This is a genomic window from Myxococcus sp. AM009, assembly GCF_013372605.1.
Taxonomy (GTDB): Bacteria; Myxococcota; Myxococcia; order Myxococcales; family Myxococcaceae; genus Myxococcus; species Myxococcus vastator.
The window spans coordinates 1-11893 of record NZ_JABXEP010000200.1; the positions used below are offsets into that span (position 1 = coordinate 1).

Here is an 11893-nt window from a genome sequence, read left to right on the forward strand (position 1 = left end):
CTTCCGCCCCCGCCGCCGCAGCAGCGCCCGCCGCTCCCGCTCCGAAGGGCTCCGAGCTGGACCTGCGCTACCAGAAGTTCGACCCCATCGGCACCGGTCCGCTGGGCACCGTCTTCAAGGGGCGCGTCACCGCGCTGGGCCTGGACATCTGCCTGAAGGAGCTGAAGGACATCTTCGGCTACTTCTCCTTCCTGCAGCGGGGCGAGGTGCTCAAGCGCCTGAAGAAGGAGCTGTGCGCCCAGGCCCAGGTGCGTCACCCGGGCGTGGTCCAGGTGGTGGACCAGAACGTGGACGCCGCCCGGCCGTACTTCGTGTTGGAGCTGATGCAGGGCAGCCTGCGTGAGCGGCTGGACGCGGGCGGTGGCAACGGCGTGCCGGTGTCCTTCGCGCTGCGCGCCTTCCTGCAGTTGGCCTACGGCCTGCGGGCCGCGCACGCCGCGGGGCTCACGCACCACAACATCAAGCCGGAGAACGTGCTCTTCGACACGTACGGCAACGCGAAGCTGGCCGACTTCGGGCTGGGCCGCGTGGTGGAGGTGGACGCCACCAAGGGCATGCCCCAGGTCTTCGTGGGCACGGGCGGCATGGCCTATATGGCGCCGGAGCTGATGAACCGGGGTGGCAAGGAGCCGGGCGCCTCCGCGGACGTCTACGCGCTGGGCATCCTGCTCTACGAGATGCTCACCGGGCAGATTCCGGGCCGCCGCTCGCCGCTGCCCTCCGAGGTCAACCCGGAGGCTCCCAGCGGTCTGGATCAGCTCTTCGACAAGGCCACCCAGGACAAGCGCGAGCAGCGCTACCCGGACGTGGACGCCATGTTGGAGGACTTCTACAAGGCGTACCCGGACAAGGAGTTCCTCTCCAAGGGGGACCTCGTCATCTCCTCGGATACGCCGAAGGAGTGACGGGCAGGCGGCCGGGCCCTGGGCGCACTCGGGGCTCGCCGCGCACGTTGGGGGCTGCCACACTCCGTGGCGCCATGACTCCGCCCCCGTCCGAAAGCGTGCTCATCACCGTCACCGGGAAGGACCATCCCGGAGTCGTCTCGCGCCTCACCGGTCTGCTGGCGGAGGCCGGCGCCGAGCTGCTCGACGTGGAGCAGGTGGTGGTGCAGGGGCGCCTCACGCTCTGCCTGCTGGTGCGGCTGTCTCCGGCGAGCGGCACCCTGGAGACGCTGCTGTCCGCCGCGAAGACGCTGGGCGTGACGCTGGACTTCCAGGCGGTGGAGGCACCCGCCGCGCCAGCCGCGTCCTCGCGCCACGTCGTCACCGCCGTGGGCCGCGCCCTGGGCGCGCGGGAGCTCCATTCGCTGACGCAGGTGCTGGCGGAGAATGGCGCCAGCGTGGAGCGAATCACGCGCCTCAGCGAGCCGCACCTGGGCTCGGTGGACCTCCACATCCGCCTGCCGCCGGGCCAGCCGCCCGACGCGCTCAAGCACGCGCTGCTGGAGCTGTCCATGCAGTCGGGTGGATTCGACGTGGCGCTGCAGCGCGAGGGCCTGTTCCGGCGCGGCAAGCGGATGGTCGTCATGGACATGGACTCCACGCTCATCCGCATCGAGGTCATCGACGAGCTGGCGCGCGCGCATGGCGTGGGCGAGCAGGTGTCGCGCATCACCGAGCGCGCCATGCACGGCGAGATGGACTACGACGAGTCGCTGCGTCAGCGCGTGGCGTTGCTGCGGGGCCTGGACGCGTCCGTGGTCCACCAACTCGCGGCGAACCTGCCGCTGACGGAGGGCGCGGAGACGCTGGTGCGCGTGCTCAAGCGGCTGGGCTACCGCACCGCCGTCATCAGCGGCGGCTTCTCCGTGGCGGCCGAGGCGCTGAAGGCGCGCCTGGGCATCGACTTCGCGTACTCCAACGAGCTGGAGATTCAGGACGGGAAGCTCACCGGCCGCACGGTGGGCCGCGTCGTCAACGCGCGGCGCAAGGCGGAGCTGTTGGAGTCGCTGGCGCGGGAGGAGGGCATCCTGCTGGACCAGGTGGTCGCCGTGGGAGACGGCGCCAACGACTTGTTGATGCTGGAGCGCGCCGGGCTGGGCATCGCCTTCCGGGCGAAGCCCAGGCTGCGCGCCGCGGCCGACACGTCCATCTCCGCGGGCGGCCTGGACAGCATCCTCTACCTGCTGGGACTCACCGGCCGCGAGCTGCTGGAAGCGGGCTGAGGGGCCGGCTGAGGGCGCGCCCTACAGCCGCATCCGCGCCGCCAGTTCGCGCTGCTGGAGCTGGTTCTTCTCCAGCAGCAGCTCGAGCAGCGCGCGCAGAATCTTGGAGCTCTTCTCCTGGTTCTGCTGCACCGTCTGCAGCCGCTTCAGGTCCTCGTCCGTCCACTCGTTGGTGGGCGCGCCACCCGCCAGAATCTCGTCGAGGATGTCCGCGGCGCTGGCGCCAGCGCCTGGCTCAGGGGCGCGCTCCGGCGCGCGAGGCGCGGGCGGAGGCGCCGCGGGGGGCGCGGGCGGCGTGATGTCGGCGATGCGCTTCACCACCGTGTTGCCGCTCATGTCGACGACCTTGAGGTCGTCCTCGTCATCCTGCGCGTCCGAGCTGCTCGGGCGCTTTTCGCCGCCGAAGCGCGTGCTGATGACGGGCTCCTGGCCGCGGTAGTGGCGGAGGATGGCGTGCTCGATTTCACGCTCGCCCGCCACCATGACGACCACGCGGGCGCGGCTCTTCGCCGCGACCTGGTCCAGGGTGCCGAGGTCCGTGGGGTCCGCCATGGCCAGCACCAGCGTCTTGCCGTTGTCCTTGAGCGACACCGGGAAGACGGCCTTCTGCTCGGCGAGGCTCACGTCCACGCGCGAGAGCGCGCCCGCGTCGCGCGTGACGTTGCCCAATTGGATGCGCTGCATTCCCAGGCCCTGGCAGATGGCCTCGGTGATGACGTCGTCGGTGGCCAGCCCCAGGTCCGCGATGATGCGCGACAGCCGTCCGCCCCACTGCTCGTGGGTGGCCAGTGCGCTGCGCAGCTGCAAGTCGTCGATGACGCGTGCCTTGACGAGGATGTCGCCAATGCGATTCCGGGAAGGAGAGGCCATGGCCCGGCATTCTACCGTCTAGATGCGCGGACGCTGCGTCCGTGATGAGGAGGCCCAGCCATGCAGCCCTTCGCGGAAGCCGCTACCCAGCTCTGCCCCTACTGTGGTGAGGAAGTGGAGGTCGCCGTGGACCCCATTGGGGTGGCCTCGGAGACGTACATCGAGGACTGCCCGGTGTGCTGCCGTCCCTGGACGGTGCAGGTGTCCCGCGACGAGGAGCGCTTCGCCGTGCACCTGGGCCGCGACGACGACTGAGGCGGCCTGGAGGGCGGGCAGGCGGGCGTGAAACGCGGCGCCGGCGGAAGCCGCCGGGGCGTTGCTTGACACGCTCCGAAGCATGGTTCTCTTGAGTCGTGTGAGGCGGCGCTGGAGCCCCGGTGGGGGGCACCGCGGCGACCGCGAACCAGAACAACCCAGGCTCATTCATGCCGTGCGTCCGCGAGGACGTCACGAACAGGAGACGACCATGCAGGCTCGCAATCCGTTCAACTCCGCCGTCGTGGTGAACCCGCTGATGCGCGATGTCGACGCGCTCTTCCGCGAGCTGACGCAGCCCATGTGGCGCCAGGCCCCGCGTGAGCGCACGCCGGCCGCGGACATCACCGAATCCGAGAGCGGCCTCACCCTGCAACTGGACATGCCCGGGCTGGACGCGAAGGCCATCCAGGTGACGGTGGAGAAGGACATCCTCACCGTGCAGGCCGAGCGCAAGGCCGAGCCGCGCGCGGAGGGCGTCAACGTGCGCCGCCAGGAACGCGCCTTCGGGACACTCGCCCGCTCCTTCGCGCTGCCTGACACGGTGGACGCAAGCCGGGTGGAGGCCCGCTACGAGCAGGGCGTGTTGACGCTGACCTTGCCTCGGCGCGAGGAGTCCAAGCCCCGCGTCATCGAAGTCAAGGTCCAGGGCTGAAGCCGCGGGCGCACACCGCGGGCCTGGGAGGTCACCTGCCTCCCACTGAAATCCCTGCCCAGGGCTTCCGCGAGCAAGGCGGAAGCCCTGCCTGTCCTACCGCTTGGCGCTGAGCGCCAGCGGAACGCGGAACAGCTCCAGCACCTGCTGCACGTCCAGCGGCTTCGCCATGCACGCCAGCGCGCCGGCCTGCTTCGACTGCTCCACGACCTCGGGCGTATGCGCGGACGTCATGGTGATGAGCCGCACGCCCTCCATCTGCTTGCGCGCGCGGATGCGGCGGCAGACTTCCAGGCCGTCGATGTCCGGCATGTTGAGGTCGATGATCATGCCGTGTGGCTTCTGCTCGGACACGAGCAGCAGGGCCTCCACGCCGCTCGTCGTCGTCTGCAGCTCCACCTGGGCCGCGAACGGCTTGAACGCGCGCTTGATGGCGTCCAGCACCGGGCGCTCGTCATCCACCGCGAGCAGGCGCACCGTGCCGCTGCCGAGCTCCTCGGGAACCGGCATCTGATGGGTGATGAGGAACGTGCGCAGGTCCGCCGACCGCACGCGGCGGTGGCCGCCCGGCGTCCTGAACGCCATCAGGATGCCACGGTCAATCCACTTGCTCACCGTGGACGGATCCACCTGAAGCAAACGACTGATGTCGTGCGTCGTGTAGAGCTGGTCCGTCATCGCCGTACTCCCCTCTTGCTGCATCATTCCGCTGCCCATGGAACTATTCACCTACCTTGAACACGGGTTTTCTTCAACCTCACTGAGTACCGCGCCTATCAGACCCTCTCATCAGACCCACTGCGTCGTCCCAGCGGCCACTGGCCTTGAGACACAGCTCCACGAGCTCCCGAGCGGCGCCTCGGCCGCCAGGGCTCTGGGTAACGAAGTGGGCCTCTCGGCGCACCTCGGGGACCGCATCCGCAGGACAAGCGGAAAGAGCCACCATTGAAAGTGGACCCAGGTCGTTGTGGTCGTCACCCATGTAAGCGCAGGCGTCCAGGGGCACGTCCAACTGGGTGAGCAGCTCTTTGAGCGCGGCCGACTTGTCACGGCGGCCTTGGAACACGGCCGCCAGGCCCAGCTCCTGCCCGCGCTTCTCCACGATGCCGGAGGTGCGGGCGGTGATGATGGCGGCGGGCAACCCGGACAGCCGGGCCATGACGAGCGCATGGCCGTCCTTGACGTCGAAGCGCTTCATCAGCTCGCCGTCCTGGCCGTAGTAGAGGCCGCCGTCGGTGAGCACCCCGTCCACGTCGAAGACGAGCAGCCGCACGCGCGCAGCACGGGACGCCAGCTCTTCCGTTCCCAGTCTGGAAAGGGCGTCCGTCACCATGGCTTGCTCGACTCCCTTGTTTGCTGACGCATCAACCCGGCTCGTGTCCCAACACCCGGCGGATGCTCAGCACGTTTCGTACCACGTCTTCAAACATCTGTGGATTCAGCGAACAGGGACCGTCACACAGGGCACGATCCGGATCTTCGTGGACTTCCGTGAACAACGCGTCAATCCCGGCGGCCGCGGCGGAGCGGGCCAGCAAGGACACGAAGCGGCGTTCGCCCGCCGTCTCGCCGTTTCCGGCGCTGGGGAGCTGAACGGAGTGGGTGGCGTCGAAGCACACGGCGAGGCCGGCGTCGCGCATCTGCGCGAGGCCGCGCATGTCCACCACCAGGTTGTTGTAGCCGAAGGTCGAACCGCGCTCGGTGACGAGCACGTTGGGGTTGCCGGCCTCGAAGGCCTTGCGCGCCGAGTGGACGATGTCCTTGGGCGCCACGAACTGCCCCTTCTTCAGATTGACGCCCTTGCCAGTCCGCGCCACGGCTTCCACCAGGTCCGTCTGCCGGCACAGGAAGGCCGGTATCTGGATGATATCCACAACTTCCGAGGCTGGCCCGACGTGGCTCGTCTCATGGACGTCCGTGAGAACGGGAACTCCCACTTCATCCCGGATTCTCTTCAGGATTCTCAGGCCTTCCTTGAGACCCGGGCCTCTGAAGGACTTGCCGCTGGTGCGGTTGGCCTTGTCGTAGGAGCACTTGAAGGCGTACGGGACGCCGAGCCGGCCGGTGATTTCCTTCAGGAGGCGGGCATGGCGCAGGGCCATGTCCTCGGACTCGATGCTGTCGGGGCCGGCGATGACGAACAGCTTCTGGCCTTGGCCGACCTTGAAGCCACACAGCTCGATGGGGTTGGGGGCGCTCATGCGGACACCTGGCCGGCCGCCGTGTCCCGCTGGGCGAGCGCCGCGCGGATGAAGCCGGAGAAGAGGGGGTGGGGTGCGAAGGGCTTGCTCTTGAACTCAGGGTGGAACTGGCAGCCGACGAAGTAGGGGTGGTCCGCCAGCTCAATCATCTCCACCAGGTTGAGCTCGGGGTTGGCGCCGGAGATGACCAGCCCCGCCTCCTGCAGCTTGCCCCGGTAGGCGTTGTTCACTTCGTAGCGGTGGCGGTGGCGCTCCTGGATGGTGTCCTGTCCGTAGAGCTGGTGGGCGAGCGAGCCGGGCTTCAGCGCGCAGGCGTAGCTGCCCAGGCGCATGGTGCCGCCCTTGTCCTGCACCTTCACCTGGCTCTCCATGAGCGTCACCACCGGGTGCGGCGTGTGCTCGTTGAACTCCAGGCTGTTGGCGGTGGACAGGCCCAGCACGCCGCGGCTGAACTCCACCACGGCCATCTGCAGGCCCAGGCAGATGCCGAAGAAGGGCACCTTCTTCTCTCTCGCGTAGCGCACGGCGGAAATCTTGCCCTCGGTGCCGCGCACGCCGAAGCCGCCAGGCACCAGGATGGCGTCCACGCCGGCCAGCAGCTTCTCCGCGCCCTGCTCCTCGACGTCCTGGCTGTCGACGAAGTGCAGGTTCACCTTCACGTCGTTGGCGATGCCGCCGTGCAGCAGCGCCTCGTTGAGGCTCTTGTAGCTCTCCGTGAGGTTGACGTACTTGCCCACAATGGCGATGCGGACCTGGCCGCGCGCGGGCTCGTACACCTTGCGGATGATGTTCTCCCAGCGCTCCAGGTGCGGCGCCCGGCTCCAGATGTTGAGGACCTCCGCGAGCCGCTCGTCCAGGCCCTGGCGGTGCAGCTCCAGCGGCAGCTCGTAGATGCTGCGCACGTCCGGCGACGTGAAGACGCTGCGCGTGTCCACGTTGCAGAACATGGCAATCTTGTCCTTCAGCTCGCGGGACACCTCGCGGTCGGTGCGGCACACGAGGAAGTCGGGCTGGATGCCAATCTCCCGCAGCTTCATCACCGAGTGCTGCGTGGGCTTGGTCTTCACCTCGCCGGCCGCGCCGATGTACGGCAAGAGCGTGAGGTGGACGTAGACGACGTTCTCACTGCCCACGTCGTAGCGCATCTGCCGGATGGCCTCGAGGAAGGGCAGCGACTCGATGTCGCCCACGGTGCCGCCGACCTCGACGATGACGACGTCCGCGTCCTGCGCCGCCTGGCGGATGCTGGACTTGATTTCGTCGGTGACGTGCGGAATCACCTGGACCGTCTTGCCCAGGTACTCGCCCCGCCGCTCCTTCATGATGACGGCGTGGTAGATGCGGCCGGACGTGAAGTTGTTGAGCCGGCTCATCCGCGCGTTGGTGAACCGCTCGTAGTGGCCGAGGTCCATGTCCGTCTCACCGCCGTCCTCGGTGACGAACACCTCGCCATGCTGGAACGGGCTCATCGTGCCCGGGTCCACGTTGATGTAGGGGTCCAGCTTGATGAGGGTGACGGCCAGCCCACGGTTCTCCAGCAGGGCGCCAATCGAAGCGGAGGCGAGGCCCTTGCCGAGGGAGCTGACCACTCCGCCCGTCACGAAGATGAACTTGGTTTTCTTGGAGCGCATGTCCCGTTCTGCCAACTGAGGCAGGGATGCGTCAATTATTCTGTTTCCGGTGGACGGCCGCCCGCTGGGGACCGAGGGGCGGCGTCAGTTGCCGTCCCAACCACCCGGCCGGGCGACCGCGAACTCCTGGGCGGTCGGCTGCCCGACGCGAAACTTGCGCAAGTCGCAGTTCCGGCAGCTCCAGCCCTCCCAGCCCCGCTTCACCACCAGGTGCAGGCAGGCGTCGTAGTTGGGGCAGAAGAGGTTGCGCTGCGAGTCCACGGACTCCTCGTCCCGGAGGGCGGTGGGCAGCGGGCTGGGGCATGGGGTGATGGACACGGCGGAAACTCCCGGATGAAACGTGTTGGGTCGGCCTCTCCCCCCGGCGCGCTCCGAACAGGAGGGGGGGGCCGGCATTCCCGAGCCGCCGCAAAAAGGCCCGTCCCCCTCGCGGGAAACGGGCCCGGAACTGCCAGCGTCTGCCACCGCCTCGGCGCCTTCTCAGGCCAGCGAAGCGGAGGTGGACGCCTTGGAGTTGCTGTCGTTCAAGGCATCACCTCCTTTCGGAGCCCCAGACTTAACCGGGAGCCCGCGGGCGCGCCACTGTCGCCAGGTGCGTGGCGAGAGCCGTGTGGGCACCAGGCGTTCAGGCTGCGACAAACTGCCGCTCCACCAGGCGCCGGTACAGGCCCTCCTGGCTCATGAGGGCGGCGTGGGTGCCGCTCTGGATGACGACGCCGCCGTCGAGCACCAGCACCCGGTCCGCGTTGGCCACGGTGGACAGGCGGTGGGCGATGATGAGCGTGGTGCGGCCCTTCATCAGGCGCTCCAGCGCATCCTTCACCAGGTGCTCGCTCTCCGCGTCCAGGGCGCTGGTGGCCTCGTCGAGGATGAGCAGGCGAGGGTCCTTCAGCACCGCCCGGGCAATGGCGACCCGCTGCTTCTGGCCACCGGACAGCTGCACGCCTCGCTCGCCCACCTGGGTGCCGTAGCCTTCCGGAAAGCGCTCGATGTACGCGTGGGCATTGGCGGCGCGGGCGGCCTCCTCCACCTGGGCGTCGGTGGCGCCGGGCCGGCCGTAGCGGATGTTGTCCGCGATGGAGCAGGAGAAGAGCTGGGGCTCCTGCGCCACCATGCCGATGTTGCGGCGCAGCCACTCCGGCTCCAGGGCGGTGAGCGGATGGCCGTCCAGCAGCACCTCGCCGTTCTGCGGGTCGTAGAAGCGCGACAGCAGGGAGGCCAGCGTGGACTTGCCCGCGCCGGAGGGGCCCACCACCGCCACCACCTCTCCCGGCCGCAGCTCCAAGTCCAGGCCCTGGAGCACCGGCACGTCGGGACGGCTGGGGTAGGCGAAGTGCACGCCGCGGAACTGGACGTGCCCGCGCAGGTCGGTCAGTTGCTCGCCGCCGGCGCCGATGGCGGGCTTGCGGTCCAGCAGCTCGAAGACGCGCTCGGCGGCGCCGCTGGCGCGCATGAAGTCCGCCCACAGCTCCGCGATGCCGCTGAACGAGAAGGCCACCAGCATGGTGTAGATGAGGAACGAGGTGAGCTCGCCCACGGAGAGGCCGCCGTCCACCACCAGCCGGCCGCCGTACCAGAGCACCGCGGCGATGGAGCCATACCCCGCGATGGAGGCCACGCCCATGAAGACGGAGGTCTGGAGCGCGCGCTTCTTGGCCAGCGTGAAGGAGCGCTCCACGGCGACGCTGTAGCGCTCCACCTCGTGCCGCTCCGCGGCGAAGGAGCGCACGGTGCGGATGCCGGACAAGTCCTCCTCGGCCACCTCGCCGCTGGCGGCGAGCGCGTCCTGGGCCTGACGGGAAATCACCCGGACCCGGCGCCCGTAGAACACACCGCCAATGGCCACGGGCGGGATGACGGCCAACATCACCAGCGTGAGCTGGACGGACGTGTAGAGCAGCAGGCCCACGCCGCCCAGGGCCGTGACGACGTAGCGCAGCATCATGGACACGTTGGCCGTGACGGTCGTCTGCAGGACGGTGGTGTCCGAGGAGAGCCGGCTGGTGAGCTCGCCCGTGCGGCGCGAGTCGAAGAAGCCCACCTCCTGGGACAGCAGGGCGCCGAAGAGGTCCTTGCGCAGCCGCGCCACCACGCGCTCGCCCGCGCTGGTGAAGAGGTAGATGCGCAGCGCCATGGCGAGGCCCTGCACCGTGAACACGGCGAGCATCAGCATCGCGAGCCGGTCCACCACATACCGGTCGCGCGCGGTGAGGGCCTGGTCCACCAGGTCGCCAATGGCGCGGGGGTAGGCCAGCGTGGCGCCGCTGTTGATGAGGAGGAAGAAGGTGCCCGCTGCCAGTGGCAGCAGCTCCGGGCGCGCGAGCTTCAGCAGGCGCCCCAAGGTGACGCCAGGGGAGGCGCTGCTCTTCGAATCGTTCACGGGGGAAGACACCGGCGGAGACTAACGCGAGCGTCCAACCCGCGCACCGGCCGCCTGCGTGTGCGTTGATGCAGTATTAATCCTCTCGAAGCAGGCCATACGCGGAGTCAGGGGGAGTGCCATGGAGCAGCGTCCATTTGGAAGCACACGGGTGTCCGTGCCCGTCCTGGGCCAGGGGACCTGGCAGATGGAGGAGGACGACCGGGCAGGCGCCATCCGCGCCCTTCGCGCCGGGTTGGACCTGGGAATGACACACGTGGACACCGCTGAACTGTACGGCCACGGCAAGGTGGAGGAGTCCATCGTCGCCGAGGCCATCGCGGGCCGGCGTGGCGACGTCTTCCTGGTGTCGAAGGTGATGCCGTCCAACGCTTCCTACGCGGGCACGCTCGCCGCCTGTGAGCGGAGCCTGAAGCGGCTGCGCACGGACCACCTCGACTGCTACCTGCTGCACTGGCCGGGTTCGCACCCCCTGGAGGAGACGGTGCGCGCCTTCGAGAAGCTGGTGGCGGATGGAAAGATTCGCGCCTGGGGCGTGAGCAACTTCGGGGTGGAGGACCTGGAGGAGGCGCTCGCGCTCGCGGGGCCCGGGCGCATCGCCTGCAACCAGGTGCTCTACCACCTGGAGGAGCGCGCCATCGAACACGCCGTCCTGCCCTGGTGCGAAGCCCACGACGTGGCGGTGGTGGGCTACAGCCCCTTCGGCAACGGCCGCTTCCCCCGACCCGACAGCCGGGGTGGGAGGGTGCTGGGCGCCATTGCCCGCGCGCACGGCGTCACGCCGTACCAGGTGGCGCTCCGGTTCCTGGTGCGCGGGCCGTCGCTGTTCGCCATTCCCAAGGCGAGCCGGGAAGCCCACGCGCGCGACAACGCCGCCGCCGCGTCGCTGGCGCTGACCGCCGACGAGCGGGCCCTCCTCGACGCGGCCTTCCCGCTGGGGGCCGAGCCGGCGTCGCTGCCCGTCATTTGATGCCGGCGGCGAAGGCCTTGCGGAAGGCGGACACGGTGGGCTCACCCGGGCCCACCGTCACCGTGCCCGTTTCGCCCTCCACGGTGGCGCGGGTGCCCTGGCCCTTGAGGAAGCGCACGGAGGTGATGCGGCGCAGCACCTCGCGGCCCTGCTCCTGGGCCAGGGCGCGCAAGGCATGGCTGGTGACATTCACGGCGGACTCCAGCGCGCGGCGGCCCGGCTCGTCATCCAGGCCCACCCACTCCACCTCGAAGCGCAGGGGCTTGCCGCCCAGGGACGCCTCGCCCGGCCAGAACTGCTCGGTGAGGGCGTGGGGCAGCTTCTCCAGCAGCGTCACTACGTCCTGCCGCGTGGGGTTGGGCCGCACGAGCTGCGTCAGCTCCAGCAGCTTCTCCGCGTTGCCCACCGCCACCGCCACCACCGTGGACAGGTCCACGTAGGCCACCGACTCCGAGCGGCGCAGCCCCTCCTTGCCCAGGGCCATCAGCACCGATTCGCGGGGCACGTAGTCCACCACCTCGCCCGTCATCGAATGGCCGTGCGCCAGGTGGAGCGTGACGGTGATGGTGGGGACTTCCTCGCCCGAGCGCGCCCGCGTGGCGAGCGTCCCCAGTTGCTCCAGCACCCGCTCCACCTTGCGCGACACCAGCCGCTGAACGCCCTCCATGTCCTCGTCCTCCTGCTGCTGCCTGCGGGTCTCTTGCGCGCGCTGTGGTTTCGGAGGCGCGGGCTCCCTGGCGCCGGTGGGGGGCGCCGTGGGGGCC

Annotated in this window: 13 protein-coding genes; 5 read left to right on the forward strand and 8 right to left on the reverse strand. The window is 69.2% G+C overall.

The genetic code is table 11. The features are described from left to right. Both HV824_RS31910 and serB read left to right on the forward strand, forming a co-directional pair. On the forward strand, window positions 1–905 hold a 905-nt coding region (locus tag HV824_RS31910), incomplete at its 5' end, for a serine/threonine-protein kinase (protein ID WP_176424926.1). Between the two features lie 74 nt (window positions 906–979). Then, window positions 980–2167 carry a phosphoserine phosphatase SerB gene (gene serB / locus HV824_RS31915; RefSeq protein ID WP_176424927.1) on the forward strand — a complete coding sequence of 396 codons (1188 nt, stop codon included), beginning with the start codon at window positions 980–982 and terminating at the stop codon, window positions 2165–2167. A 21-nt stretch (window positions 2168–2188) separates the two neighbouring features. Here the strand turns inward: serB and HV824_RS31920 are convergent, their stop codons facing one another. Continuing rightward, a complete protein-coding gene (locus HV824_RS31920; protein WP_176424928.1) occupies window positions 2189–3037 on the reverse strand; it encodes a general secretion pathway protein GspE in 849 nt (282 codons plus the stop codon). A 60-nt stretch (window positions 3038–3097) separates the two neighbouring features. On the opposite strand from HV824_RS31920, the gene HV824_RS31925 reads away from it, so the two are divergent. Further along, complete coding sequence (locus HV824_RS31925; protein ID WP_176419703.1) at window positions 3098–3292, forward strand: CPXCG motif-containing cysteine-rich protein; 195 nt, start codon at window positions 3098–3100, stop codon at window positions 3290–3292. 211 nt (window positions 3293–3503) lie between these two features. Then, a complete protein-coding gene (locus HV824_RS31930; RefSeq protein WP_176424929.1) occupies window positions 3504–3947 on the forward strand; it encodes an Hsp20/alpha crystallin family protein in 444 nt (147 codons plus the stop codon). A 96-nt stretch (window positions 3948–4043) separates the two neighbouring features. On the opposite strand, the gene HV824_RS31935 is transcribed toward HV824_RS31930, so the two are convergent. The 6 genes from HV824_RS31935 to HV824_RS31960 form a co-directional block, all read right to left on the reverse strand. After that, on the reverse strand, window positions 4044–4664 hold the full coding sequence (locus HV824_RS31935; RefSeq protein WP_141255404.1) for a response regulator: 621 nt from the start codon (window positions 4662–4664) through the stop codon (window positions 4044–4046). 40 nt (window positions 4665–4704) lie between these two features. Continuing rightward, entirely contained in the window at window positions 4705–5280 is a 576-nt protein-coding gene (locus HV824_RS31940; protein WP_176424930.1) for an HAD family hydrolase, read from the reverse strand. Between the two features lie 31 nt (window positions 5281–5311). Then, window positions 5312–6148, reverse strand: coding sequence for a 3-deoxy-8-phosphooctulonate synthase (gene kdsA, locus HV824_RS31945; protein ID WP_176419700.1), 837 nt, complete (start codon window positions 6146–6148; stop codon window positions 5312–5314). Beyond that, window positions 6145–7779: a CTP synthase gene (locus tag HV824_RS31950; protein ID WP_176419699.1), complete on the reverse strand. Its 1635-nt coding sequence runs from the start codon at window positions 7777–7779 to the stop codon at window positions 6145–6147. The genes kdsA and HV824_RS31950 overlap by 4 nt, the downstream gene beginning before the upstream one ends. An 84-nt stretch (window positions 7780–7863) precedes the next feature. Then, complete coding sequence (locus HV824_RS31955; protein WP_013935727.1) at window positions 7864–8097, reverse strand: hypothetical protein; 234 nt, start codon at window positions 8095–8097, stop codon at window positions 7864–7866. A 307-nt stretch (window positions 8098–8404) separates the two neighbouring features. Continuing rightward, window positions 8405–10171: an ABC transporter transmembrane domain-containing protein gene (locus tag HV824_RS31960; RefSeq protein ID WP_176424931.1), complete on the reverse strand. Its 1767-nt coding sequence runs from the start codon at window positions 10169–10171 to the stop codon at window positions 8405–8407. 109 nt (window positions 10172–10280) lie between these two features. Here HV824_RS31960 and HV824_RS31965 point away from each other — a divergent pair, with 109 nt between their 5' ends. Beyond that, the gene (locus HV824_RS31965; RefSeq protein WP_176419697.1) at window positions 10281–11129 is read left to right on the forward strand and encodes an aldo/keto reductase; all 849 of its coding nucleotides are present in this window, start codon (window positions 10281–10283) and stop codon (window positions 11127–11129) included. On the opposite strand, the gene HV824_RS31970 is transcribed toward HV824_RS31965, so the two are convergent. Beyond that, a partial coding sequence (locus HV824_RS31970; protein WP_176424932.1) for a hypothetical protein occupies window positions 11122–11893 on the reverse strand: 772 nt, incomplete at its 5' end. The two genes, HV824_RS31965 and HV824_RS31970, sit on opposite strands and share 8 nt — an antisense overlap.